Source organism: Candidatus Nitrosotenuis uzonensis, assembly GCF_000723185.1.
GTDB lineage: Archaea > Thermoproteota > Nitrososphaeria > Nitrososphaerales > Nitrosopumilaceae > Nitrosotenuis > Nitrosotenuis uzonensis.
In genome coordinates this window covers 303,146-327,026 of the sequence record NZ_CBTY010000006.1, presented here as the reverse complement: position 1 = coordinate 327,026, position 23,881 = coordinate 303,146, and the positions used below count along the sequence as shown (strand labels likewise).

Annotated in this window: 28 protein-coding genes and 2 tRNA genes; 9 read left to right on the top strand and 21 right to left on the bottom strand. The window is 43.2% G+C overall.

The genetic code is table 11. The features are described from left to right. Nucleotides 1–48 precede the first annotated feature (48 nt). Both NITUZ_RS02480 and NITUZ_RS02475 read left to right on the top strand, forming a co-directional pair. Nucleotides 49–471 (top strand): nuclear transport factor 2 family protein, encoded by a 423-nt coding sequence (locus NITUZ_RS02480; protein WP_048194835.1) that lies wholly within the window; start codon nt 49–51, stop codon nt 469–471. A 27-nt stretch (nt 472–498) separates the two neighbouring features. Continuing rightward, a complete protein-coding gene (locus NITUZ_RS02475; protein WP_320409001.1) occupies nt 499–990 on the top strand; it encodes a hypothetical protein in 492 nt (163 codons plus the stop codon). Here the strand turns inward: NITUZ_RS02475 and NITUZ_RS02470 are convergent. Continuing rightward, entirely contained in the window at nt 942–1,610 is a 669-nt protein-coding gene (locus NITUZ_RS02470; RefSeq protein ID WP_155991241.1) for a hypothetical protein, read from the bottom strand. The two genes, NITUZ_RS02475 and NITUZ_RS02470, sit on opposite strands and share 49 nt — an antisense overlap. 25 nt (nt 1,611–1,635) lie before the next feature. Further along, complete coding sequence (locus tag NITUZ_RS02465) at nt 1,636–3,120, bottom strand: peptidase (RefSeq protein ID WP_244443791.1); 1,485 nt, start codon at nt 3,118–3,120, stop codon at nt 1,636–1,638. 90 nt (nt 3,121–3,210) lie between these two features. Between NITUZ_RS02465 and NITUZ_RS10105 the strand changes: the two genes are divergently transcribed. After that, the gene (locus tag NITUZ_RS10105; protein WP_177309437.1) at nt 3,211–3,387 is read left to right on the top strand and encodes a hypothetical protein; all 177 of its coding nucleotides are present in this window, start codon (nt 3,211–3,213) and stop codon (nt 3,385–3,387) included. Nucleotides 3,388–3,647: 260 nt separating this feature from the next. Here the strand turns inward: NITUZ_RS10105 and NITUZ_RS02460 are convergent, their stop codons facing one another. After that, on the bottom strand, nt 3,648–4,529 hold the full coding sequence (locus NITUZ_RS02460) for a hypothetical protein (protein WP_048194831.1): 882 nt from the start codon (nt 4,527–4,529) through the stop codon (nt 3,648–3,650). Nucleotides 4,530–4,648: 119 nt separating this feature from the next. Between NITUZ_RS02460 and NITUZ_RS02455 the strand changes: the two genes are divergently transcribed. Further along, nucleotides 4,649–4,724, top strand: a tRNA-Glu gene (locus NITUZ_RS02455). 36 nt (nt 4,725–4,760) lie between these two features. On the opposite strand, the gene endA is transcribed toward NITUZ_RS02455, so the two are convergent. Then, nucleotides 4,761–5,336 carry a tRNA-intron lyase gene (endA, locus tag NITUZ_RS02450; protein WP_048194829.1) on the bottom strand — a complete coding sequence of 192 codons (576 nt, stop codon included), beginning with the start codon at nt 5,334–5,336 and terminating at the stop codon, nt 4,761–4,763. A 107-nt stretch (nt 5,337–5,443) separates the two neighbouring features. On the opposite strand from endA, the gene NITUZ_RS02445 reads away from it, so the two are divergent. Further along, nucleotides 5,444–5,944 carry a 50S ribosomal protein L16 gene (locus tag NITUZ_RS02445; RefSeq protein WP_048194827.1) on the top strand — a complete coding sequence of 167 codons (501 nt, stop codon included), beginning with the start codon at nt 5,444–5,446 and terminating at the stop codon, nt 5,942–5,944. Here the strand turns inward: NITUZ_RS02445 and NITUZ_RS02440 are convergent. After that, a complete protein-coding gene (locus NITUZ_RS02440; RefSeq protein WP_048194825.1) occupies nt 5,941–6,207 on the bottom strand; it encodes a hypothetical protein in 267 nt (88 codons plus the stop codon). The two genes, NITUZ_RS02445 and NITUZ_RS02440, sit on opposite strands and share 4 nt — an antisense overlap. A gap of 100 nt (nt 6,208–6,307) precedes the next feature. Here NITUZ_RS02440 and NITUZ_RS02435 point away from each other — a divergent pair. Continuing rightward, a tRNA-Gly gene (locus tag NITUZ_RS02435) sits at nt 6,308–6,381 on the top strand. Between the two features lie 29 nt (nt 6,382–6,410). Here NITUZ_RS02435 and NITUZ_RS02430 read toward each other — a convergent pair. The 5 genes from NITUZ_RS02430 to NITUZ_RS02410 form a co-directional block, all read right to left on the bottom strand. Continuing rightward, a complete protein-coding gene (locus NITUZ_RS02430; RefSeq protein WP_048194823.1) occupies nt 6,411–8,207 on the bottom strand; it encodes a potassium transporter TrkG in 1,797 nt (598 codons plus the stop codon). Between the two features lie 75 nt (nt 8,208–8,282). After that, a complete protein-coding gene (locus NITUZ_RS02425) occupies nt 8,283–8,711 on the bottom strand; it encodes a hypothetical protein (RefSeq protein ID WP_048194820.1) in 429 nt (142 codons plus the stop codon). Nucleotides 8,712–8,900: 189 nt separating this feature from the next. Continuing rightward, entirely contained in the window at nt 8,901–10,508 is a 1,608-nt protein-coding gene (locus tag NITUZ_RS02420) for an ATP-binding protein (protein ID WP_048194818.1), read from the bottom strand. Next, entirely contained in the window at nt 10,505–11,044 is a 540-nt protein-coding gene (locus tag NITUZ_RS02415; RefSeq protein ID WP_048194816.1) for a hypothetical protein, read from the bottom strand. The genes NITUZ_RS02420 and NITUZ_RS02415 overlap by 4 nt, the downstream gene beginning before the upstream one ends. A 237-nt stretch (nt 11,045–11,281) precedes the next feature. After that, nucleotides 11,282–12,778, bottom strand: a complete 1,497-nt coding sequence (locus NITUZ_RS02410; protein ID WP_048194814.1) for a hypothetical protein — start codon at nt 12,776–12,778, stop codon at nt 11,282–11,284. 308 nt (nt 12,779–13,086) lie between these two features. On the opposite strand from NITUZ_RS02410, the gene NITUZ_RS02405 reads away from it, so the two are divergent. Further along, nucleotides 13,087–14,472, top strand: a complete 1,386-nt coding sequence (locus NITUZ_RS02405) for a methyl-accepting chemotaxis protein (RefSeq protein WP_048194812.1) — start codon at nt 13,087–13,089, stop codon at nt 14,470–14,472. On the opposite strand, the gene NITUZ_RS02400 is transcribed toward NITUZ_RS02405, so the two are convergent. The 4 genes from NITUZ_RS02400 to NITUZ_RS02385 form a co-directional block, all read right to left on the bottom strand. Then, nucleotides 14,469–16,484 (bottom strand): cellulose synthase family protein, encoded by a 2,016-nt coding sequence (locus NITUZ_RS02400; protein ID WP_048194810.1) that lies wholly within the window; start codon nt 16,482–16,484, stop codon nt 14,469–14,471. The genes NITUZ_RS02405 and NITUZ_RS02400 overlap by 4 nt on opposite strands. Nucleotides 16,485–16,511: 27 nt before the next feature. Next, nucleotides 16,512–16,823 (bottom strand): 4Fe-4S dicluster domain-containing protein, encoded by a 312-nt coding sequence (locus tag NITUZ_RS10390; RefSeq protein ID WP_420887305.1) that lies wholly within the window; start codon nt 16,821–16,823, stop codon nt 16,512–16,514. A gap of 688 nt (nt 16,824–17,511) precedes the next feature. After that, on the bottom strand, nt 17,512–17,823 hold the full coding sequence (locus NITUZ_RS02390) for a hypothetical protein (RefSeq protein WP_048194806.1): 312 nt from the start codon (nt 17,821–17,823) through the stop codon (nt 17,512–17,514). 1 nt (nt 17,824) lies between these two features. Then, on the bottom strand, nt 17,825–18,670 hold the full coding sequence (locus NITUZ_RS02385) for a sulfurtransferase (protein WP_048194804.1): 846 nt from the start codon (nt 18,668–18,670) through the stop codon (nt 17,825–17,827). An 89-nt stretch (nt 18,671–18,759) separates the two neighbouring features. On the opposite strand from NITUZ_RS02385, the gene NITUZ_RS02380 reads away from it, so the two are divergent. Next, nucleotides 18,760–19,575: an NAD(+)/NADH kinase gene (locus tag NITUZ_RS02380; protein ID WP_048194802.1), complete on the top strand. Its 816-nt coding sequence runs from the start codon at nt 18,760–18,762 to the stop codon at nt 19,573–19,575. Next, nucleotides 19,565–20,053 carry an NOB1 family endonuclease gene (locus NITUZ_RS02375; RefSeq protein ID WP_048194801.1) on the top strand — a complete coding sequence of 163 codons (489 nt, stop codon included), beginning with the start codon at nt 19,565–19,567 and terminating at the stop codon, nt 20,051–20,053. Before NITUZ_RS02380 ends, NITUZ_RS02375 begins: the two co-directional genes overlap by 11 nt. Here the strand turns inward: NITUZ_RS02375 and NITUZ_RS02370 are convergent. Genes NITUZ_RS02370 through rrp41 form a run of 7 tightly spaced genes read right to left on the bottom strand, consistent with a single transcriptional unit; the run spans nt 20,030 to nt 23,879 of the window. Next, nucleotides 20,030–20,791, bottom strand: coding sequence for a sulfurtransferase (locus NITUZ_RS02370; RefSeq protein WP_275040819.1), 762 nt, complete (start codon nt 20,789–20,791; stop codon nt 20,030–20,032). The genes NITUZ_RS02375 and NITUZ_RS02370 overlap by 24 nt on opposite strands. Next, entirely contained in the window at nt 20,791–21,474 is a 684-nt protein-coding gene (locus NITUZ_RS02365; RefSeq protein ID WP_048194799.1) for an ERCC4 domain-containing protein, read from the bottom strand. Before NITUZ_RS02365 ends, NITUZ_RS02370 begins: the two co-directional genes overlap by 1 nt. 31 nt (nt 21,475–21,505) lie before the next feature. Then, the gene (locus tag NITUZ_RS02360; RefSeq protein WP_048194797.1) at nt 21,506–21,877 is read right to left on the bottom strand and encodes a prefoldin subunit beta; all 372 of its coding nucleotides are present in this window, start codon (nt 21,875–21,877) and stop codon (nt 21,506–21,508) included. Nucleotides 21,878–21,900: 23 nt separating this feature from the next. Continuing rightward, nucleotides 21,901–22,146 carry a KEOPS complex subunit Pcc1 gene (locus NITUZ_RS02355; protein WP_048194795.1) on the bottom strand — a complete coding sequence of 82 codons (246 nt, stop codon included), beginning with the start codon at nt 22,144–22,146 and terminating at the stop codon, nt 21,901–21,903. Next, nucleotides 22,133–22,345, bottom strand: coding sequence for an eL43 family ribosomal protein (locus tag NITUZ_RS02350; RefSeq protein ID WP_048194793.1), 213 nt, complete (start codon nt 22,343–22,345; stop codon nt 22,133–22,135). The genes NITUZ_RS02355 and NITUZ_RS02350 overlap by 14 nt, the downstream gene beginning before the upstream one ends. A 2-nt stretch (nt 22,346–22,347) precedes the next feature. Next, nucleotides 22,348–23,151, bottom strand: a complete 804-nt coding sequence (rrp42, locus tag NITUZ_RS02345; RefSeq protein WP_048194791.1) for an exosome complex protein Rrp42 — start codon at nt 23,149–23,151, stop codon at nt 22,348–22,350. Further along, nucleotides 23,148–23,879 carry an exosome complex exonuclease Rrp41 gene (gene rrp41 / locus NITUZ_RS02340; RefSeq protein ID WP_048194789.1) on the bottom strand — a complete coding sequence of 244 codons (732 nt, stop codon included), beginning with the start codon at nt 23,877–23,879 and terminating at the stop codon, nt 23,148–23,150. Before rrp41 ends, rrp42 begins: the two co-directional genes overlap by 4 nt. Between the last annotated feature and the right edge of the window lie 2 nt (nt 23,880–23,881).

Below are 23,881 nucleotides of genomic sequence, written 5' to 3'. Positions count from 1 at the left end.
AAGACGTAAAAAAACCATCTTAAATAGAATGATAACAGTACAGCTGCAATGTCACCAAACGCAGAAACTATCAGAAATTTTTATGACGCATTCAAGGCCCAAGATAAAGAATCATGCCAGAATATGTGTGCCAAGGATATAGAATGGTCAACTATGAACGGAATGCCAAACGGAGGCACATTTGTTGGGAAGGGAGCGGTTTTTGACAAATACTTTCCAGAAATGCTCTCAAATTTTGAAGAATTCCATGCCATACCAGAAGAGTTTCTGGATGCGGGCGAAAACATAGTTGTGACCGGCAGATACGAAGGGATCCCAAAATCCTCCAGCACAAGATTTGTTGCCAAATTCGTGCACATATACACAGTACACAATTCCAAGATAACAAGATTCAGACAGTATACAGATACAAAGTCCATCCAAGATTCTCTGGCCTCTGCCAACACTCAAAAAAATATAACCAAACTTTGAATGAGTTTTCTTATGTTCTTTAGCATGATGAGCTCAGAACTTCAGGCAAGCCTAAAATCAAATCTGCCACAAATTAGGATCCTCTTGAAGAAAAATCCTGCAATAGCATACACGAAGATCACCGAGATAGGATTTGATGTTGGCAGAAAATACAATGTCCAACTTCTTGTTAACTTCCCACATCGTGAGAAAATAAACGAGTTCGAAATGTATGGAAAGCGGGATCTGTCCATCATAATAGATAGGCAGCGACGGAACTTTCCCATAGAACGCAGTGTCATAAAGAGCAAGGCAAGAGAGATTTTTGGCAGTGTGCAGGCAGATGATGCATACATGTATGAAGGCAAGGAAGGAGTGCGCATAATGTTTGATGGTGGCAGAATTGACATCTTGCCTCATTCTCTGCATGTTTGGTGTTACTTTGATCAAAAGGTTACAGAGTATTGCGATTGGTTGCTCTCGGAGGTATATCAGCTTGGCAGGAGCGGCTCGGATGTTTCAAGCCAGACCAAGTCATAGGAATAATCTGGGCTCCCATCAAGAGTGTAATATTCTGCCCTTACAGGGAGAGGAAGACTTTCTGATATCCAGAAGCGATTCTCAATATCGTTTACCTTGTATGATATAATGAATGTCTTGAGAATGCCAAATTCAAATTCTGTGTCCCCATACTGGACTACCTTTAGCTTTGGCGTAAACTTGCCAATGAATGTGGTCCCCCACTCTGCTCCCACCACAAGATATTGAGGCTGCACCACGACATCCCGTACCGAAAATACAGTGACATCAAGTGCGTGAACATATGGTTTGATTTCACTAGGTACGTCAATGAACACATATGCCTGCCCTAGTCGGAGTGTGTTCTCAAAATGAGCTCCGGTTTTTTTATCATCTATGATCAGTGTTACGTTTTGCTCGTCGCCTGCTTGTTCAAGAAATATCAGCTTTGCAAGAAACTCCATATCCTGATGCCTTACCAAATACTGCATGCTCGGCTGATTCTCAGCGCCTGCTCCCACATGCCATTTTGATGCAAACCTTGGAATCACGTTCTGTTCGGAGCCGGGAAGTCCTATTAATAACGGATATGCAAGACCGATCGCGGCTGCACCTAGCATTATCCCCAATGGAACGAACAAGAGTTTGCGGACCAAGACAGTAAGATTATGAGGTTATTTTGATAATTCCGTTAGTAATCAGATACTGTATGCCAGAGACGAAATCATTATCACCTATAGTTCCGTCTGCCCACCACTTGGCGTTGTTCTTTATCCATGCAGGGATCACATTTGCCGTGCTGCTAGAGCCTGGAGTAGTAGGTGGGATTTTGATTATTTTTTGATTGATAAGATACTGTATGCCAGAGACGAAATCATTATCACCTATAGTTCCGTCTGCCCACCACTTGGCGTTGTTCTTTATCCATGCAGGAATCTGTACTTGCGGCGGTGGTGGCGGAGGAGGCGGTGGCGTAACTTGTGATCCTCCCTGTACCTGCACATCAAATGTAATGAATCCTGCCTTTGCTGCATTAGGCTGTGTAGTTTCAGGTCCAGTCCCATACACAAAAATTGCGTACTTTGTAGGTCCTGACTCCTTGACCTCAATCATCCTTCTAACTTGACCAGACGTGGTAAACAAGGTGTTTCGTTTTTCTTCGTCCGCAATTGATCTTGTAGGCGATAATCCATCAGGCGTCTGCTTGACCACAAGTATGTCATAATGAATCTGATTCTCAAATTCTTCCTGATTTACCGACCTTTTGAAATTAATTATCAATTCCAAATCGCAGCCCTGTTTTGGCTTGTTTGGACCATACTTTAGTTCTATAATCATACTATTGGTGTTTGTGTTCTTGGCAACTGATGATAATGAATAGTTAGTTTCGCATCCAAGCTGGCTCTTTAATGATGCCGTGTCCTTGATTCCCACAAACGGATCATTTACTATGTTTTGTTGATAGTCAAGCAGCTCAAATCGATATTCCTGCGGCGGTACTCCCTCCGCAACGTGCGCATATGTGTCTGCCTTTATCGGGAATGGAAATTCATCTACTACCCAGACTCGGTTTATTTTGCCACCAGTCTTCCAGCTTATTTGAACCGTATCAAAGACTCCATCAGGTACCGCGATTTTCTCTTCTGCAGTAGGAATGATTTGCTCGCCGCCGATGTTTCCTATCTTACCCCAAGATGGCGCATTAAAGTTCTTAGGTCCTTTGCCCGTAAGAGAGCCAGTATCAGCAGTAGCATATGCTGAAAGCCATGCAATTGAAGATTTGAATGCAGCACGGTATGGAGTAAGATTGTCCGTTCCCCCTGTCGGTTCCGGCGCAATCTTGCCAAGATACATAGTGCCCTTGATGATCTGGGCACCATCGTACACTACCGTCGGTACTTTCCACTGATCCTCACTTCCCACTTTCTGGTCAGATTCGATCCAAAAATCTATTCTAAATTGCGAGCAATCCTTGTAATCAATGTGACAAAGAGAATAACTAAAAAAATTGCCTTTCTTTAGACCTTCTCCTACATACCAGCTTCCCTGTTTGCTAACTCCACCAGCTTGGAACTGTGCGGATGCAGTGCTGGCATAACCGGTGGTAAGAAGCAGTATAGAGAATAAAACAGTCAAAAATATCCTTTTCAAACATAATTTTTTGTTCAAATACCTAGTTAAACGTTATTTCCCAAAGATGAGCTAGGCAAATATAGAGGAGTTTTCAGATCACAGCTAGAAATGTGTGATTGCGCCAAGGTTCATCTTTTTGAGGTAGAGTACAAGCTTGCAGGCATGGTTGTCGTCCCTACACACAAAAACTGCGGTAACTCGCTAAATGAGACACAGTTAGAGAAATTCCAGAAAGAGCTGGTCAAATCATGGGGATTTGATCCAGAAGACGACAGTCCAGTTTAACAGCAAAACGCCGTTTTCTCATAAAAATAAAACAAAAAATAGAGATAAGATCGCTTATCTTAACTCGGCAACTGCTTCCTTACAAACGGAAGAGTTGCATTTACAATCTGCGCTGCAAAGGCAGTGTCCTTGCATTTCACAATCACATTTGAATTCCGGATCACCGCTATCTGCTTCGCAACCGCAAGCTTGATCTACCATGTAGTATGGATCCTAGCACATAGTTTTAAAGCTTATCCAATGCTTTTTGAAAAGCTGTTTCAGGCATGGCCGCACATGCTGGACACTAGATCATTTGCAAGATTATGAAGTGAGGATGCATCTTTTTCTATTTTGGTAACATCATGCTCAAAGTCCATGGCAGTCTTTAGCACGTGAACCAGATCCTGTCTCCTATGAATTTGGTCTTTGATCAAGAGTAGATTGTTCCTGTTTATGTAACTCAAATAAAAATAACAATCACTAAGAAGCGAATTATTCGTCAGATACTCGTATTTTTTCAGTATTATCTTAGCATGTCCATTATTTTCAGTCATATCTGAGAATCCTATGGTAGACTTTGCCATTCTCTCAAGTAACGACGGTGTGGCCCTCTCAAGGCCTATTACTTCGGCGGCTATCGTAAATTCATTTTCCTTGCTTTTTTCGGATTTGCGTATAAACTCCAGCATATGAGTAGGGCTGCGCTGCTTTCTATTGTACAGAACGAGGGCATCAGCAATACAATATGCTGCACATTTTACCCACGCAGGTGCGAACGGGTCTCTCCTAGAACCTTTTTTTGCTCTTGCAGCATATAACGCTGCATCAATTAGGTGGTTTTTTATGCATGTATTGCGAATCCTGTCTTTTTTTTCCTTGATTTTTGACATTAACATTTGCAGTTTCCACTCACTGTCTGAGATGACCGACATGTGTTCGTATTTTTGCAACACGTCCGGATTTGATTCTTCGATATTTCCGTGATGAATGCGCACAAGATTGCCATCGAACTCAAAAACTTCGGGCTGCATTATTTTTTTGTCAAATACAGTGATGTCATACTCGCAGCAATCGAGTGTGGTTCCATGACTTTTGCATCCTCCAAGACCTGACGGATGATCCAAAAATGAGAGTCTCCGTAGTGTTTGCTCTAGTTCCACGACTGGACTGCTTTCCGATTTTTCTTAAATGTGCAAATGACTATTTTTTAACAAAACTATTCAATAATGAAACGCATGGACTAATCCTTTAAATTGTGTCAAAATCAGGATGTGTTCAAGCTCCTGTGGTGTAGTCCGGTTAAGCATACTGCCCTCTCAAGGCAGTGATCCCGGGTTCAAATCCCGGCGGGAGCATCTTTTTTGAACTAAATTCCAATTACGGCCAGAGATTCATCCGAATACAAAACCCGATGCGTCTATGTTTTTTGTGTTTTCGACAAACCGTATCTGCGATATCTTGTAATAGATTACCTCACCGCGGCGTTCGATCACAGCCAAAATTGGTTCCTTTCCCATCTTTGTTATCTCCTCGATGTTCTTTTGTAGCTGCCCAATCTTTTCCTGCCTTCCCTCTGCTAGACCGAATACCAGGTATTTGGCACCTTTTTCTCCAAACTGCCCCCTCTCGTAAACACGAAAGTCAGATCCAAACCCAAAGCCATCCTTTACTGCGTATCCCCTGACCCTAAGATCCCTGTATATGAGAAATTTTGTAAGTGCATTCTGGTCGAATTCAGTACAGACCTGTAAGAGCTGATCAAAGCTCATCTTCTTTCTGGATTTGGTCACAACTAGCTTATTGTAGAACAGAAAGTACAGAGACTCAAATGGCTTTAGAAAGAACTTGTCATGGCGCGTCTCTCCATATCCTCGCTGTTCAAGATAGTTTTGTACAGCCCTATCAGACACAAGAGTATGATCGTCAACTAGTATGCCTTCAATTGTTGGCTCCGTCTCATTGCTCATTTGGCAAAAATTGTGTTGCTTGCCATATAAGCGTAAGAAGAAAGGGCGTGCTCATCTGCTAACCGTTAAAATATATGTGTCTTACATCTGGCTTCATCGGTGATAATATGCACGGCGGATGTTACAGAATAGGAAACGGACAGCCATATACACGAAAAGAGTTCATCAAAGGAAAGCCGCAACCAAAGATTGCAAAATTCCAAGGTGGAAAAAGAGGCGAGTACGATTACATTGTACAATTATGCTCAAATGAAAAGATGCAGATTCGTCACATGGCAATAGAGTCAGCAAGGCTTTCTGCAAACAAGACGCTCGAGCAGACCACCGGAGAAACAGGCTACTTTTCAGTTCTCAGAATTTACCCACACGTCTTGCTTCGCGAAAACAAAATGATTGCAACCGCAGGTGCAGACAGACTTCAAGAAGGTATGAGACGTGCATTCGGCAAGGCAGTAAGCTTGGCAGCCAGAGTAAACCAAGGACAAGTCATCATGGAAATGCATGTGAGGAAAGAACATGTGGAAGCGGCAAAAAAGGCGCTTGCAGGGGCATGTGTCAAGCTTCCAATTACTCCAACAATCAAAGTGATTCAGGCAAAAGCCAGTTAGAGATTCCTTAAGAGCTCATCTCGTCTGCTAGTAAGAATATCCAAAAACTCCGAGAACTCTTCGCTCGTAGGCACTCGCTTGAGAATGCGCCTGCTCTGATAGTAAAACGAGTTATACAATCTGCCTACCATTATCCCATACTGAAAGGATTTGTCATCACCTTTTTGAGGATCCAACAATCTTGCAAGATCCTTTACCTCTCCTATTTTCGATAATGTCTCGTGTATCTTTTCATCTATTTTCTGCTCGAGCCTTTTGTCCACTATACAACTAGTATAGCCTTTCATTAAAACTTAGTATTTGATTTTTTTAGCGTCACTAATCGTTACGGTTTAATAGGTTTGATTTAGTCTAAACAATCATGCGGCTGTAGTATAGCCTGGCCAGTACGCGGGATTGCCAATTCTGTGACCCGGGTTCAAATCCCGGCAGCCGCATTCTCCTTGTATAACAAATCCGCGCAACTTTACGGTATAAGCTTGGGTACAAACATGTACAAAAGTAGTATTATCTCGATTCTTCCAAATATCATCAAGAATGCAAACGCAGTCATGGTGTACGAGTCCAGACCTGCTCCTATCGTTCCAGTTCCAAGTCCAGTTGTTGTGAACGCGGAAACTGCATCAAAATAAGAGTCTTCAAAATCATGCCCAAGACCTGCCATGTGGAATGCCGCAAACAGAGGTATTATTGGAAGCAGTACGATAAGAGCTACGGCCGTTATTATCTCGTTTTTGTCCGATTGCGACTGTTTCTTTTTTAATATGTCTTTTATGCCCACTAGTTTGAACAGTCTGTACACCTTCAGTCCACCTGCGGTTGAAAATCCACAGCCCCCAATTATCATCACGATTGTCAGTACAGTACCTGCAAGCGGATTGAGATTCTTCAGATTTAATGTCTGAAATCCAGTAGTCGTACTTCCAGAGACGACTGTGAATACGCTGTCTATCGGATTCACATCCATAGAAAATAGGAATGCTATAGATGCCAGACCTAGAATCCCAAAATACAGAGCGACTTCCTTGCTGATGTGTACTGACATGAATTTTGTTCTCACAAACGCATAATGGAATCCAAATGGAAGCGCCCCCAATATCATGCCCAGTATTATTGCAACATATTCCGGAATTGTCAGATCCACTAAAATCTGGGAGTTTGGAATCCAGCCACCAGTGGAAAGAGCACTCATCGCAAGCGCAAAGTTGTCTATAATGTTCCGCTCTCCAAGATAAAACAGTGCCACTGCAAGAATCGTTATGTAAACTGAAAACAGTATTGTTATAGTGACAAAAAGCTCCCTTAGTTGGGGGATTCTGCCTGAGATAAAACTCCTCATGGTGTGGAGTTTGTGTTCTGGATAAAACGCCGTGACTATCAGATAGATAAAGCTCAGTCCGCCTACAAATTGCGTGTAGCTACGATAGAATGTAAAGCTTTGAGGTAGATCGTCAGGAGATGAAAGTACGGACAGACCTCCTGTCGTAAAACCGGCGGCGCTCTCAAAGAAGCTCCTAACAAAGTGAACGCTTGGCTCTACTTCGTCATGCGGCATCAGCAGCCAGTGTGGTATTGTGCCAAATAGCACCAAAAGCAGGAAACTTGCAAATACCAGCACTGCGGCACCATGTATCTTAAGTGGGTGTCTTTCCCCGTACGAGTTCATGAAAAACCCTGTGACGAATAATAGCGTGGACATTAGATATATTCCCGTAGCAGGAACTGTCTCCCACAATACTGTAGCAATTATGGCAGGAACGAACATGAGAACTCCGGCAAATTGCAAGACAAGTCCGAGATTCCACATTATAGACCATAGTGCAGATTTCTTTTCTTGTCTGGTAGCAAGATATTTTTTCATTAAATTAATGATGGTGTTTTTGTAGAGTATGCCAACTATCTTTTTGTCATCAGAGACTACAACTAGCTTTCTTATCTTGTGTTCTTTCATGCGCTCCAATGCGTCAGACAACGTGGCGTGTTGATCTATAGATATTAGCGGAAATGTCATTATGTCCCCAAGTGTGGTTTTTGCAGGATTGACATAGTCCTCAGATGTTTTTTTTATAATGTCCTCATCTGTAACTATTCCTATTGGATTCTCATTCTCATCCACAACTATGATTTCATCCGTGTTTGCCCTAACCATGTGTTTACATGCAAGAGGTATGAGTATCGATTCGGAAAGCTTGATCACATCTACGTTTGTGTATGGCTTGACTTCCTGGTCAAGATGCGCGGGAAGATCAGGTGATTTTGCCATAGATCACTTGCCAAAAGCAGTCACTGATTAATGTTGTCTGTTATGTACTAGCGTTTTGGCTTTGATGATGACAATCTACTTTTTTGCTTCCAGACCTTTTTTGATAATGTCAAGAGCATTTGTTATTTTTTCTGGTCGTGGTAGTTGTATCATGAACACGTTATCTTTTCCCACTTGAGAGTGAGGAGACGAAAGCGCGAGCATAGAGCTGCTTGCAAGCGATTCAAAAAATGATAATGATTCATTTGCATAAAGCAATATTCTCTCCTCTATGCCGCCCTCCGAGAACGTAAGTACTATTTCTACAAACACATGCCCAAGCCCGTCCTGAAGTATGTTCAAATTCGTGTCAACTGAGAGCGGCTTTCCTGCAACTTTTACCATTATATCGTCAAACTTTTTCTCAGCCAGTATAAGGCATGGCACTCCTATACCATTGTAGTTAAACGATGTTACCCCTACATGTACTCTGTCCATTAGTTTCTTTAGCTCATCATCTGACATTCCTATTACTCAGTCCCAGATTTGTCTATCTGCGGTACTAATTATAGATATGATCCCGATTAATACAAACACAAAAGTACTTACGGTACCAACTGTGCTCCCGATCTGGGCCACAAAATCACCATTTTTGTTCTGCAGTGACAATCTTTGCATATCAAACAGAAAACAGAACGACTAAAATTGCTTTGGCTAAATCACACAGATTGTCTTGGCCAGCATCCTGATTTTCTCCGTTTCTGGCTCTTCTAGCTTACGCTCAGTGTACTTGTTGTTAAAGTAAAGCAGATCAATTACCTTGGACTTGTCTACGTTCACTATGGTGGCCTGTCCTGACTGCGGTATACTTGTATTTGTTAGAATCACCAGTTTATCAACGAATGCGGATGACTTTACCACATTTGATATTGTCTCAAAGTTCTTTGTATGATTGGAATCCATCACTACTGTAACTCCTATTTTATTTCCGAATGGATCGGAATACACAGCGTCAAACGAAGGATTAGGCTTGTTAGATTTTGAGACATTACCCATCTCATGGGCATAGTTGATAAGATTTGAAACTGCCTGTTTTACCTGATTCTGAGTTGTTCCAGACGTCCGCTTGATTTTGATAAATTCCGATATAGGCACTTCCATTATGCTTCCCTTTATCTTCAGACCAGGATATGTCTGCTTTATTGTTTCATCTATGACTGCCTCAGATATTTCCGACTCTCCCATACGTGATGCAACTTCAACTGCATGATTCAGTATATTGATTATGGAACGCACATTTCTAAACTCGGGAAACTCGTCACATAGGACACGTATTTTCGCTGCAAGTTCCTGTTGTTCTTTTTTGTTGAAACGCTCAGTCTTGTCAGCCTCCTTGATGTATTCTATTGCTATTTCAATCAATTCGTCAATAGAATTGGCCCCGGCCAGATCTATTTTGTAGTTGGCTTTTTCCAACCTGTCAAATACTGATGGGTTTACCCTTTGCACATCAAGGTATACGGATGGTGTTGTAATCAACAGCAGTACTGACGCAGGTATGTGTGCGTTTATCAAAGATTTTATGAACTCCAACGTTGCCTCGTTAGAGTCAAACTCATCGAGTTCAAAGAGAATCACCTTTCCAAGCAAGTCATGACTGAACTTGGCAATTGCTCCCAGTCTTCCGTGTAGCTCGTCAAGATTGGTTATTCTGTCAGATTCTCTAAGGATTATGTTCTTGAGCACGGTAGACTCGTGAGATGAGTGGTTAAATTGAAGATATGTTGCAAGATGCTCTTTTAGGATAGGCTTTTTATCATAAACTATATCTTCGGTCTTTTGTTTCATCGTAGTACCCTTTAGTCTGTCTACAAACCCGTATCCAATAACCTTCCTTGCAAGCATGTCACCCTTTTGTGCTCGCTCACAGATCTGCCAGAGAAGCCTTTCTCTAAGCTCGGCAAATATTTCCTTACCAAATCCCTCGATTATTGCGTTATAGATTCCCTCGTTTGTCTTGGGCGATATTGTTGAAAGGTCTACATAGCTTGTAGCTATGTCCTGCCTTGTCTTGAGCGTCTTTATGTGCAATGCAAGATGAGTTTTGCCAGACCCTACATCCTGTACCACGGTAATCAATCTGAAATCATCATCGGTGGAATTTCGTCGGGAGACCTTTCTGTATAGGTCAGATATACAATTGACGATTGCATCCTTTGCCTCCTGATGTCTTGTTCCGCCTAGGATTTTTGCGTCCTGTTCGGTTGGCGTAGGGCTGCTAGGGTATGGATTCTCTTTCAGACCGTATGGATAGGTCGTCATAGTCTCCTTATGTATCCGTGCAATAATCCGCGCACATGGATACCTTCCTGACCCCCTGTCGAAATTTCATATTTGCCGTGATTTGACTCGATTAACTCTAACGCCAATGAATAGAAAGACTCCTGCGAGATTCCAAGCATCTTGCATATTTTTTCCCGTATCCCAACAAATGGAACCCATCCAAGCGACGATGAGAGCTCGACGATCGCATGATCAAAATGCATCTTAAAATCCACCGGCCTTTGTTCCTGCTTGGCTGATTCTTCCACTTTCATCTGGTTTATGGTATTCTCAAGGTTCTTGACCAACCTTGAGATTATCTTGAATTTCGGATCATGCTCTGATAAATGAGAGATATAGTTTTCCTTGCTCCACACATAATGTGCTATTCCTTTGCTGTCCACCACAATTTTATCATCCTTGGCAAGCGTTTCAAGCGAATCCTCGCACTCCTTGCCATAGATTTTTTTCAGTTCTGCCTTTTTGATTCCACAGATTCCTGAAGCTACTACCCTGTCAAGAATCTGGGAATTCATAATGCCCAGTCCCCGAAATTTTTTTTAACAACAAAGATAGTCTTGTACAACACTTTAGTGAAAAATTGTTATGTCAGACATGCTTTGATGCCTACTAGATAAAGGCCCACACTCCCACAGAATTAAAATTATCTGTGCTACGAGTCATTATAGCCTGCAGAGTGATGATTAGGTCATCTGAACATAATGTGGAATGAGACCTGGGGTATCTGACTGCTCAAAAATATGGCAAGCCTGTTATGGCTGCAGATTAAGCTCTTTTCTTATTTCGTCAACGCCACGTATTCCAAAAATATCTCTTACCTGCTGTATTCTGATGTTTTCTTTTACAAGCTCTTTTCCAAGCTTGCCTATCAGAACGTTGAAGAGGTCGGCAAAGCGTATCTCCCACCGGTCAGCACAATCAAGCATTTTTCCTATTGCCCACTGCCTTACCTCGTGTGGAAGCGATACCTTGTCTTCCGATTCTATTGAGAGACGGTCAAACAAATTGATTATCGATGCTGTCTGCTCTGCCATCCTCTCGATATCTTTTATCTCGCCATATTTTGACTCGGCTGCAATTCTGATGTTAGACTGGAATTCAGACAGCTTGAGCAGAGCTACTATCTCCTTTGATGCGTTAGATGATGACTTGTTTGTAACGTTTCGTACGTCATGCAACTCACCGAACAGCTTGTCCGTTTTTTTGTGAAATTCAGACATTGATGCATCAGATCTTTTTATCATATCAGACATGGCAGATATTTTCTGATCAATGGTATTGGTCTTGTTAAACACATTTTCCTTAAAGGATGTAAAGTCTTCCTGTACCGACTTGAGGCTCTCTCCAACAAACGCGTTGGCATCTGCCCTCTTAATTAGAGAGGAGATTTCAGATTCCAATTTTTGGACCTCACCTGTAAGGTGAGTGACTGCCTCGGTCTTTGCCATATTTGAGAAGAGCATATCCTGAAGTTGCTGTACCTTCCCTGCAAGAGATTCTATTCCCTCTGCCTTTTGCGATATAGAACCTATTTTTTCCTGAATCAGGCCTAGCTCCGCCGCTATTTTCGATGCCTGTCCTGTCTTTTCGATAATTCCTAAAAGATCCTGTTTAATGGATGCAATCTCCGATTCGACGTTGCTTTTTTCCGCTCTTTCGTGAAGTGCATGTATTTTTTCTTTGAGACCAGCCATTTCCTCATTGACAGTAAAGATGTGTTCAGTCTTCGATGAGAGGTCTGTTAGGTCTTCCTGTATCTTGTCTATCCTCTGAGCTATTTTGATTATCATGTGAGTGTTGTTTTGGATTGAGTTTTGGCTATCAGATACTGCCTTGATTATGCTTTCCGGATCTGGTGCCTCCTTTTGGGCCTGCGATATCTTGTTTACCTGATCTTGTAGTCGCGCCGCATGTTCGTTTATTTTTGTAATCATGGATGCTTGCGCCCTGACCTGGTTAAGTCCTGCAAACAAGCGTTGGTTGTCCTCCTCTATGAGCGTCATTTGTTTTGATTGTTTTTGGATCTGCTCAAGAGCAGAGGTCAGTGAATCTATCATATCCTTAATAGAGATAAGCACTTTTTGATTATCAGCAAAAATCTTTGACATTGATTTTAATTCTTTTGAGAGAGCCTTTGTAGAGTCCGATACTGCCGCTACTTTTTTTGCAAGCGTCATGCTATCTTTTTTAGCAAGGCCGGAGGTAGGTTGCTTTTCTGCTGATTTTTTTGCAGTCTTTTTTGCGCTCACAGCATTACGTAGTGCTATTGATAATAAAAGATGTGGCTAAAATAAGATAAAAAGGAGCGTAGCTACTCATTGACCAATTCTGGTCCATGAAGTATCTCGTGCAGTGTTTTTTCGGTTAGACCGGTAAGGGTTTCAACGAACTGCTTTGTGCAATATTCGCATGTTATCATGTTGTACGGTATTGTACCGTACTAATAATAATATGGTTATGTTATAATTACCAAGACATACGCACGATGAGCATCAAATAATTTGTTTATCTCAAACACACTTGTGCCTATAATCCAACAGTATGAAAAACATACATTATGATCAAAGGATTTAATGGCTCACTTAACTGGAAATTGCAGATTCTGTTTAACGCAATTGCAATAGTGTCCGTCTTGACAATTTCAGTTGGAAACTATTACTCATCAAGTCAGATTGCAAGCCAGTTAGATGATGCAAGAGCCCAAGAATACCTCTCAGGTCTGACATTCCAAGCAGTCATGCTTGGAATAACCGTGAATGTGGCAGTGGGAGTATTTGCATTCTTTATTTCGCGCTCAATTACAAAACCCATAGTAAAGGCAACAGATATTGCGTCAAGAATAAGCAACGGTGATCTTACAGTAACAGTAGAACAGCCCAAATCAAATGATGAGATAGGCAGGCTCATCATGGCAGAAAGCCAGATGGCAAGCAACCTTAAAAACATAATAACCGAAGTAAACGCTGCGGCTCAGTCAGTTTCTGCTAGCGCACAGCAGATAGCAGCGTCTGGAACTGAGCTAAATTCGTCAGTTCAACAAATTGCGTCCACAGTGGATCAAGTATCAAGGGGATCGGAATCGCAAGCGCAAGGACTCTCAAAATCAAAACAGATTGTAGATGAGCTCTCCAAGTCAATCTCGGATCTTGCGGTAAACGCGATCGAGTCTGTAGAAATAACAAATCACGTAGGCAATCTCTCCGAGAAGGGATCAGAGTCAGCAAAGGAGGCAGGCGAGAGAATGAAGAATATTATAAAAGTCACAAATCAATCTGCCCAAAAAGTACACCAGCTTGCAGCCAGGACTAGCGAGATAACGGCAGTGTTAGATGTCATAAGACAGATTGCGGACCAGACAAACCTGCTTGCACTCAATGCCGCAATAGAGGCAGCCCGTGCAGGTGAGGCCGGTAGAGGATTCGCAGTAGTGGCAGATGAAGTACGACGCCTTGCAGAAAGCTCAGCAAGATCGTCAGATGAGATAAACGAGAAACTAAAACAGATTCAAGAGGATGCCCAGACAGTGGTGCAGGACATTGAGGTTAGTGCTACTGAGGTAAACCAGGGAAAGCTGATAATTGATTCTTCACTAAAATCCCTTGACGATATAGCAGCTGAGATAAAATCAGTCTCCAACAACGTCAAAAAGCTCTCAGATGGCACACAGATCGAGGTAGTTAAAGTAAAGGAAGTAGCTGCAAATACATCAGATATTGCAGCAGTCGCAGAGCAGAACGCGGCTGCAACCGAGGAAGCATCTGCAGCTATACAACAGCAGACTGCTCAGACGCACGAGATTGCATCTGCTGCAAACCAGCTATCGGAGCTTGCAACTCAGCTGCAAAAGATGATCTCACAGTTTAGGCTCTCTGAGGAAAAATCAGAAGATAACAAAGTAGAACCGAGAAAGCAGGGCGTCCTATCCAAGATTCTGCGAGGCTAGACGTCTTCCGACTTGTCGTATGATTTTAGCTGCTCCTTCTTTCTTTTCAGTATCGCAAATATTCCAAGTATGGCAGCAATCCAAATGGAGCTGAATATAATATTTGAAAAGCTTGCATACATGTAGGGCGTAGCATCCATCAGGTTTTGCCTTAACATTATTGCCCTTGAATGAATGTCAAGCATTGCTGTGTTGAATGCCTCACTGTTCTTTGGCTCGTTTTGTACCGATACTATAGTCTCCATCATAGAATCAATGTCCGCCTGAATCCTATCAAAGTTAGTGGTATCTGTTGGGAATATCCATACTGGATTACCTTTCTTTGGCAATTGTGTCTTGACATCCCTGAGGTCCTCAAGCATCTGGATTGGATTGTTGCCGCCAGCTATTCTGTCTAGCTTACCCCTAGAGATATCAAGCGGATATACGTCAGTCTTGTATCCCTGATATGCCATGTATGCCCCAAATATTATAATTGCAAACATGCCAACAAGGGCCATCTTATAGTAACTATCAGCCATCTTTTCCGATTTTGTAACTGGGGTGCGGGATTTATTTCTTTTAAATTTAGAGTGTGCAAAGCTAAGGTATGCGATGTAAAAGAACCCTATTGTCGGTATTGCAATGATCGGTGCAAACACAGGATTTTTTGAGAATATCGCAATCATTATTCCAATCAGTCCGTATACTCCAAAGAAGATCTCAAGCAGTGTTGTCTTTGTGAACGGCAGGTTGTACGCTTTATCTCGCCAATCATCTGATTTGTTCACTATGCCATATTTTGGCGTCCGCAGGAACTCATTTTTTTTGCCAAACATTCCATCAAATACTGCCACTGTGTTATTGACTGCCATGCCTGCAGAATAGATCAGAAGGTATGGTAGAATCTTTGCCTTTTGCTTCCAGTTCTTTCCCCATACATTGTATATGACAAGAAGATATGCGACAGGACCCATTGCAAGATACGTGGCTATCGTAAGGGCTGGCACGAATTTTACCACATGCAAGTTTATGTTGGCTGCAAGCAATATAGGCAATGCCAAAAACTGGATGAGCAAAAGCGGATACCCAAAGTGCCTTGTAAGCTGCACAAATGCCTGTATCTTGGTCTCGAACGGAATGTTTCTTTTTATCAGTATATCCCCAAGCAGTTTGACGGCACATTGTATTGCCCCTTTTGCCCACCTGAACTGCTGTCTTTTTGCAGCATTCATCTGGACCGGCAGCTCTGCGTCGACAACTATATCCGGGATAAATATGCACTTCCATCCTTTCATCTGTGCCCTATAGCTCAGATCAAGATCTTCTACAAGCGTAGACGTATGCCATCCACCTGCATCATCGATACACTCAGTTCTCCATATACCTGCAGTGCCATTAAAGTTCATGTAAAGGTGTGAGTTGCTCTTTGCCTTTTGCTCAATTAGAAAGTGGAAGTCAAGGCTCAGTGCCTGTGCCTGTGTCATTGCCGAATAATTCTCATTGACGTGTCCCCACCTGCACTGCACCAGACCTATATTTGGTGACGCAAAATACGGGATCGCACGTTTCAAAAACCATGACGGCGGTATAAAATCGGCATCAAATATTGCGACAAATTCGGTGTCAGTAAGATTCATCGCGTACTTGAGAGCGCCTGCCTTGTAGCCTTTTCTTGTCCCACGCCTGATGTGTGCAATATCATATCCTTTTTTCTTGTATTCAGTGACAAGGTCGCTTATTATCTCGACGGTCTCATCGTCAGAATCGTCAAGCACCATTATCTTCATTCTATCTTTTGGATAATCCATATCGCACACGGATTTGACCAGCCTTGCTGCCACGTATTTTTCGTTGTAGATTGGAAGTTGGATAGTCACGGTCGGTGTCCCAAGCGAGGCCACCGGATACTTGTCCTTTCTTCTAATGGAGCGGAACGCCAAATAATAAAAGTTCACAGTGTACACAGTAAGTAAAATGGCAGAGAATATGAAAATGTCAAATACAAAGATTGTAAATGGATTTACTGCCATTACATCCTCAGAATATACCAGACGTTTTTAGGATTTGCGCTGGAAGATCTTTATTGCCTGAGGCGGACATACTCCCTCACATGCCAAACAGAATATGCAATCCGGTTCACGCGCCATAAGCGGTTTTTTCTCAGATGCCGGATTCCCTGGCGTGTCGAACCATTCGTAAACACCGACTGGGCAAGCATCAATGCATGCTCCGTCTGCAATGCAAATGTCAAAGTCAACTGCAACAAACTCGCCCCAAACGCCTAGCGTGTTATTGTCGGTTCCAACCCTTCCCCAAGTCTTGATGACGTTTTTGTTTGACGGTACAGTATATGCAGCGCTGGGAGGCATGTGCGATTTGTAATCAACGTCGATTGGGCCAGGTTTTGCTCCGTCTCTGACCTCCGCTGCAGCTGCTGCTTGTGGTTGAGCTGCGTCCGTTGGTGCTTCCACCTTTGGCTTTGGCTTTGCATTTGGAACAATCTTGGCAAGCGGGGTTATCTCCTCAAGTTTTTTGAGCGCTGCCTCTTGCTCCATCTTTTCCGTCTTTACAAAATATTCTACCATCTTGTCTGCTAAAATGGTGTTTCTTAGTATGGTGTCAATTATCATCTTTGCATAATAGTCCGCCTTTTTGCGGTAGTCTTTGACCCACTGTTGATCCCCGAATTTTTCTATTGGGAATATCTGGTATATGATATCCACTACCTCTCCAGTTACAATTTCAACTGTGATTGAAAGCTGCACACTCTCATATCCTTTCGCATCCAGATCCGGCATGTTCTCCTCCGTCCAGGTATACGTTGCATAGACTCTATCCGCAAAGGTATCCATAGTGAATGTTTTTTTGAGCCCTTCCACTATCGACTTCATCTCTGCAGGGTCTTCCAGTTTTATTGGTAGCCTGTAAAGACCAAGCTTGTAACCGTGAAGCGGATAAACGCCCCTCTTTGCAGTGGTAGATTCCATCGTGTAAATGCGATCTTTGAGTAAAAGTGACATTAAGCTAGTTTTGGCCCAATTTGTTTAAAAATCTTCTCTATTCAGAATCGTCCGGACACGTAAGCTCACGAAGCTCGGCATACCTTTTTTCCATGGACTCCGCATGCACTAGCACTTTTGCAAGATCGTACTCTTTTTTGGGAAAATACCATCTTATCGCAACCTTGTGCCCTATGCCGTCCATATCATGAATCATACCCTTGTCTGCAAGGACTGGTATCTTCTCATCTAGCGACCTTTCTCGGACTGTGAGACCGCGTTTTGTCCTGTCCTCCATTATCAGATCGTCCTGACCGTCGCGGATTGTATAGTATGCGCCTTTTTTTAGAATTGGTAGTTCTTGGCTCAACTTACTTTTCAATAGGGTTGCCTATCATGTTTCCCCATTCGGTCCACGAACCATCATAGTTCCTTACCTGCGGGTATCCAAGAAGGTACTTTAAGACAAACCATGAATGTGAAGAGCGTTCGCCGATTCTGCAGTAGCAAATGACCTCCTTATCTGGTGTGATTCCCTTTGGAACGTAGTTCTGCTTTAGCTCTTCTACTGACTTGAACGTACCGTCAGCGTCATTTATTGCGGTTGCCCACGGTATATTCTGCGCCTTTGGAATGTGTCCGCCTCTCTGCGCGTGTTCCATCGGATATTCTGGTGGTGCAGTAATCTCACCTGTGAACTCTTTTGGAGAACGCACATCAACTAGAGCAATCTCGCTTTTGTCAAGGGCGCGTCTCACATCGAACAGGTATGCCCTCAGCCCCTCGTCAGGCGGCTGTGCTACATAGTTTGTAGATGCGATTGCAGGCTCTTCAGTAACATATGGTCGCTTTTCAAGCTCCCATTTTTTCCTGCCGCCGTTCATTATCTTCACGTTTTTGTGGCCATAATACTTGAAAACCCAGAATGCAAAAGCAGCAAACCAGTTGTTAAAATCGCCATAAAGAATCACCTCAGTATCTGGCTTTATTCCGTTTTTTGACATCAGTGCTTCAAACTGCTGCTTGTTTACAATATCACGCGTCTGAGGGTCGTTTATGTCACGCCTCCACCACACCAACCTTGCCCCTGTAATGTGGCCTTTTCTGTATCCATTTTCAGGATCATAATCGACCTCCACTATTTGCGTATTGGCGTTGTTGAGATTCTTTGACACCCATTCGGTGTCAACTAGTACTTCTGGATGAGCGTAACTCATTTCAAATTACACCCACCGAGTTCATACTTAATTGTTTTTCTTGTTTGGAAGCCGATGATTTTTAAATGAACCTGCACAATGGGTTGTGGTTGAAACTATCCCGGGTCGCAGTCGTAAGCAAGTTTGGCTCAGAGGAGGCCGAAAGTGCCGCAAAAAAGGTAGCAAAAAAATTTCTTGCTAACAAGGCCGAGGTGTTCACCATAGCGCCTGTCTTCGTAGATGGTGCAAAAAAGGTTGAGTCTGTTGACGACCTTGCAGACAAAAAACTGGACCTGATTGTAACCCTTGGTGGCGACGGCACGACATTGAGGACGTTTAGGAGTCTGAAGACCGAGACGCCTCTTCTTACGATCAATGTGGGAGGCAACCGTGGCATATTATCTGAGATTACAATAGACAGGATAGACCATGCAATAGACGATATCAAAGCAAACAAAATATGGCTTGACAAGAGAACCAGGGTTGTTGCCTCAGTGGGCGGCGAGGAGTTTCCCCCTGCCCTAAACGAGATTTACATCAACAGGCAGAATCTTACCAAGACATCAGAGTTTGAGATAAAGTTTCAGAACGACGTAGTAAAGCAGAAAATGGATGGAGTTATGATCTCAACGCCAAGTGGCTCTACAGGACATTCTTTCTCTCTTGGCGGCCCCATACTGCATGAAAGTCTAGACGTTCTCATAATCACGCCAGTAGCCCCCGTCAGACGCCTGCCGTCAATTGTGGTGCCAGATGAGAAAATCCAGATCATATGCTCACATGACACTAATATAGTCATGGACGCCCAAGTGATCAAGACTGCAAGCTTTGAAGAGCCCATAGTGATAAAAAAACACAAGATCCAGGCGGTGTTTGTCAGGATAAAGCGCCAAGGCCTCAGACAGATGAGCAAGCTTGGGTTTTAGAATTTACGATGCCAGCGCGTTTTATGCTGGCATCCCGTTTGCATCACCAGAGTTGGGACATACTACTTCACTTGTCTTTGAGGAAATAGAACACATAAAGAAATGCCACGGGGCCATTGAAATTCTAATCCAGACAGGCAGATTGAAGATAATGGATGCGGAACCTCAGAGTATCAAGGTAGTAGTGGACATGGCAAAAAAGACGGGCGACTTTCAGGAGCTTTCAAAGGCAGATATTTCTGCTGTTGCTCTTGCCCTCCAAACAGGAGGCCATATAGTCACCGATGATTTTGCGGTTTCCAATCTGGCTAAAAACATGAAGATATCAATCCATCCAGTCATGACAAATGGAATACGCGATGTTGGAAGGTGGAGGCATTATTGCTCTGCCTGCAAAAAAGAGTTCACTGCAGTGAATGCCTGCCCAATCTGCGGAAATCGGCTTACAAGAAAACTATTGAAGAGGAAACCTTCTTGAATACCAGTCTATAAACGAGCCATCGTATAGCCGGACATTGTCAAAGCCGGCATGTTTTAGCTGGTAAAACAGACTTGAAGCGCGGTGTCCGTGCATGCAATAGCAGATGATTTCTCTGTCCGTAAGAACATTCTTTTGCTCAAACAATCTTTTAAGATTGTCTTTTGACTCAAAGATGTTGCTCTGGCCTATTCCGTCAGTAAATGGAATAAGTACCGAGCCGGGCAGATGTCCTCCGAAAAACTCCTGAGGAGTTCGCGCATCAAGGATCTGCACGCTGCCAAGTTTTTCCTTTAGCTCTTCTGCCCGTATTCGCATCTTTGAGTTTATGTTTGGAACAAACTTTGTTGTCGCCATCTTTGGTTGCATCCTTGTCATTGCCAGTCCAGTATTCTGCCAGGCGCTGATTCCCAAGTCCAGAATCTTGAGGTTCTCATGTCCAAGATACTGCAGTGTCCATGCCACCCTTGCAAGCGAAGGATCCATTGCTTCGCCTGCAACTATCACAGTCTTGTCCCTGTCTATTCCTGATGCACCAAATAACCCAGATAACACATCTGGCTCCGGTACAAGGTGCGCACCGTGCTCATTAATCGATATAACCTGCTCGACTGTTATTGACACAGAGTTTGGAATATGGCCGTACATGTACGCCACTTTTGATCTTGTATCGACCACCACCAGGTCATCATCCAAGTGTTCTGCTAGCCATTGCGATGATACAAGTATGTCAAACATTAGTTATCAAGGGTCTTCTGGTTGGATTCTTTTTTGAATTTGCTTTGCTGCTCGAGCATTTGCTTTATCTTCTTTGCCCTAGCCTCGCCAAGGCCTTCAACCTTTGCAAGCTCTGCAAACGATGCATTGAGAGTCCTTGATGGTGAGCCAAATTTTTGGAGCATTCTTACCGCAAGCTTTTCTCCTATACCAGGCAGGCTGCAGAGCACGGAAAGTTGCTGTCTTTGCAAATCGTCTGATTTTTTTATCTTTTTTAGAAACGGTCCTCTGGTTACCTCTTTGCGAGAGCTCATTGATATTAGCAGCTTTGCTGTATGCGCAGCGCTCGGGGTAGGAATTATAGGAATTTTAAAGTCAATCGCAATGCTAGATACTGCGCCGTAGAACACTAGTGGGTTTTCTACTATGTGCTCTATTTCATCAACATTACCTTCCATGAGTATGACAGGATTGGCAAAGTGTTCTTTGAGTCTATTGCACTGATCAAAAAGCCTTCCATCAAAGACGGACGATATTAGATCATGGATGCTCTTCCGTTCAATTATTGTCTCAGGTGCCACTATGTAATCCCCTATTGGCAGTGTCTTTACTTCAAGGTTCACGCCCACCGCTCTGAGTAGATCCGGGATACCGCTTTTTCTTTCACGCTCATCCACTACTATTCGAATGGCCTCGATTTTCATTTAACCAGAAATACGTTATATTGTTAATAATTTATTGTGGACTAGGTTTTTGTCCGCCGCGAATCATCTCGTTTATCTTTGTCTCTTGTTCCTTTATGCTTTCCTTGAGTCTTGCTTCCTGCTTTGCCAGAACTGCAGAGCGCGTGTTTGCAAGCTCTTTTTTCTCCTCCAATTCTGCAATCAAGGCAGCTTTTGTGGACTTTATCAGAATTGATCCACTGTGCTTGTAGACGGTCTCGCTGTCAGCTATTTTCTTTAATTCCTCAAGCGCCCTGTCCGATTCTATCTGTTCCATGTCGACCTGTTGTTTTTGCGCCATTATAGACTGGAGGTTTTGTTGCGACTGCTGGAGTTTCATTATCTGCTCTTGCAGCCATGGAGGAATCTGTTGTCCGGACGACATCAAGTCATTGCTCTTGTTTTTTCTTATATCTTTACCGATTCTATAGAATCTTCGCTTGCCTGGATTAGCCGGAGTATCGAGTTGAGGTTGGCCCTCAAGTGCGAGATCTCATCTGATTCTATTGTTATTTGCATCTTGTTTTGTTTCACTTCAAATTTGGTCCTGGTCGGATTCTCAGGATAGAATTTATCATCAGTTCTTATGGAATCGAAGATCGCCCTTGTCTTTTCTTTTGCACGGATCTCTATTCTAGCACTAAACGCTGACATCGTAAGCAGTACCGGCAACCTTGTAGCCGCATTTTTTGCATGCCCAGATTCCCACTGCCTGCCTGCCAAACTTTATCGAGCCGCATTCAGGGCACTTTCTTTTTGACTTTAATAATACATGAACCTGTGTATACTTTTTCCTGTGTTTGATGCCATATTTGGCTCCAAAACCTATCAGTGATGCGCCTTTTTTGAGCATTCTTACTTACCTATGGACTTGATTATCTCCCTTATTTTTGCTCCGGTCGAGATTGCGACCTTGGAACACTGCATAAGCTGTTCTACTGTAAATCCGTCGGTTCCACCCTTCTGGATTGCACATATGTTACCTGCGTTGTTTGTAGTCATGGTTATCCTTGCATCCATGCAGGCCCACTCGTCTGCATTCGGGTCCACTATTATGGTATCGCCTATCTTTCCCATAGTCACAGAAACTGGGATGGTAGTGATTGGCGGTTCCGAGAACTGACCCTCAACAAGGGTCGGTGTGTCATTTACGAGCTCCCATTTAGGCACTCTGCAAGAAAGTATGCTTGCCACTGATGCATAAGAACAAGCGTCAAAAAGGTTCCCGTCATAATCTGTAACGCTGTTATCGACAAATAGTCCTATTACCGATTTATTCTTCTCAAGCACCAGTTTTGTAAGATCAATCATTCCACTTTCTCTGATGCCCCTGTCTACAACTCGTGCTAGCTCAATTACTTCCTCTCCAGGCGGACCCGGCTCCACGCTTGGATCTGCCAGAGGAAGTATTTCCGCTGTGCATATGAAGATGCCCCTGTCCCCAAGATCAGGGAATGGCTTGTCAGGCTGAATTTTTACTCCACAAACCACTTCTGTATCGCCAAGTCTTATCCTAGCAGAGCCCTCAGCCTTTGGAATCACGCCAACATCTATTGTAATCTGTCTTGGCTCATCAAGTGCTCTGCCGTCAATTCGTTGCCCTTCTTTGATAAGTGAGAGGACTTTTTTCTTTTTTAGATCATCCAGTATGCCACTCATGAATTTTCACCGAAAAACTTTTCGCGTAACGCGTTCTTTTGTATCTCGTATACAAGCTTGCACCCACCTATTGCAGTGTTGACGCATTTCTCATATTCTTCAGGCGTCAGCACTCCGTCAAGCTGGATAAGAGTTACTTTGCCAAGGTTAGGCATGTACGCAACAGGCATATCGGCCTGGCCTTCCTGATCCTCCTCGTTGTTAATGTCAAGAACAATCGTGTCTGCCACTTTGCCGGCTGCGCATGCTGATACCATGTCTCGCATTGGTATGCCCGCATCTGCAAGCGCTACAGCAGCGGCATCAAGTGCAGCGCATCTTGAACCGCCGTCAGCCTGTAGAATCTCTATGAACACATCCACTACTGTCCTTGGAAAACTCTCAAGCATTACTGCCGGTTCCAATGCTTCCTTGATTACTTTTGAAATCTCAATCTCCCTTCTTGACGGTGCAGGATTCTTTCTCTCGCCTACCGAGAAAGGCTGCATGTGGTATCTGCATCTGAGTATTCCCCTGTCTGTGTTTGCAAGATGTTTTGGGTGTACGTCTCTTGGTCCGAACACGCCTGCAAGGATCTTGTTTTCGCCAAACTCTATGTAGGCAGATCCATTAGCGTTCTTGAGGACGCCTGCCTTGATCATTATTCTGCGCGGCTCGTCTATTTTTCTGCCGTCGCATCTGATTCCTTTGTCATCTAACAGTACTATATCTGATTTTTTTACTCCCATTT

What these genes read in the sequence shown, in the direction of transcription:
- NITUZ_RS02350 (WP_048194793.1), bottom strand. Translation starts at nt 22,345, where the DNA reads ATGCTCAAAAAAGGCGCATCACTGATAGGTTTTGGAGCCAAATATGGC.
- NITUZ_RS02430 (WP_048194823.1), bottom strand. Translation starts at nt 8,207, where the DNA reads ATGGCAAAATCACCTGATCTTCCCGCGCATCTTGACCAGGAAGTCAAG.
- NITUZ_RS02425 (WP_048194820.1), bottom strand. Translation starts at nt 8,711, where the DNA reads ATGTCAGATGATGAGCTAAAGAAACTAATGGACAGAGTACATGTAGGG.
- NITUZ_RS02445 (WP_048194827.1), top strand. Translation starts at nt 5,444, where the DNA reads ATGCACGGCGGATGTTACAGAATAGGAAACGGACAGCCATATACACGA.
- NITUZ_RS10105 (WP_177309437.1), top strand. Translation starts at nt 3,211, where the DNA reads ATGTGTGATTGCGCCAAGGTTCATCTTTTTGAGGTAGAGTACAAGCTT.
- NITUZ_RS02480 (WP_048194835.1), top strand. Translation starts at nt 49, where the DNA reads ATGTCACCAAACGCAGAAACTATCAGAAATTTTTATGACGCATTCAAG.
- NITUZ_RS02415 (WP_048194816.1), bottom strand. Translation starts at nt 11,044, where the DNA reads ATGAATTCCCAGATTCTTGACAGGGTAGTAGCTTCAGGAATCTGTGGA.
- NITUZ_RS02370 (WP_275040819.1), bottom strand. Translation starts at nt 20,791, where the DNA reads ATGTTTGACATACTTGTATCATCGCAATGGCTAGCAGAACACTTGGAT.
- rrp42 (WP_048194791.1), bottom strand. Translation starts at nt 23,151, where the DNA reads ATGAGTGGCATACTGGATGATCTAAAAAAGAAAAAAGTCCTCTCACTT.
- NITUZ_RS02355 (WP_048194795.1), bottom strand. Translation starts at nt 22,146, where the DNA reads ATGTCAGCGTTTAGTGCTAGAATAGAGATCCGTGCAAAAGAAAAGACA.
- NITUZ_RS02420 (WP_048194818.1), bottom strand. Translation starts at nt 10,508, where the DNA reads ATGACGACCTATCCATACGGTCTGAAAGAGAATCCATACCCTAGCAGC.
- rrp41 (WP_048194789.1), bottom strand. Translation starts at nt 23,879, where the DNA reads ATGGGAGTAAAAAAATCAGATATAGTACTGTTAGATGACAAAGGAATC.
- NITUZ_RS02365 (WP_048194799.1), bottom strand. Translation starts at nt 21,474, where the DNA reads ATGAAAATCGAGGCCATTCGAATAGTAGTGGATGAGCGTGAAAGAAAA.
- NITUZ_RS02475 (WP_320409001.1), top strand. Translation starts at nt 499, where the DNA reads ATGAGCTCAGAACTTCAGGCAAGCCTAAAATCAAATCTGCCACAAATT.
- NITUZ_RS10390 (WP_420887305.1), bottom strand. Translation starts at nt 16,823, where the DNA reads ATGCCTCCCAGCGCTGCATATACTGTACCGTCAAACAAAAACGTCATC.
- NITUZ_RS02405 (WP_048194812.1), top strand. Translation starts at nt 13,087, where the DNA reads ATGATCAAAGGATTTAATGGCTCACTTAACTGGAAATTGCAGATTCTG.
- NITUZ_RS02385 (WP_048194804.1), bottom strand. Translation starts at nt 18,670, where the DNA reads ATGAGTTACGCTCATCCAGAAGTACTAGTTGACACCGAATGGGTGTCA.
- endA (WP_048194829.1), bottom strand. Translation starts at nt 5,336, where the DNA reads ATGAGCAATGAGACGGAGCCAACAATTGAAGGCATACTAGTTGACGAT.
- NITUZ_RS02400 (WP_048194810.1), bottom strand. Translation starts at nt 16,484, where the DNA reads ATGGCAGTAAATCCATTTACAATCTTTGTATTTGACATTTTCATATTC.
- NITUZ_RS02360 (WP_048194797.1), bottom strand. Translation starts at nt 21,877, where the DNA reads ATGTCGTCCGGACAACAGATTCCTCCATGGCTGCAAGAGCAGATAATG.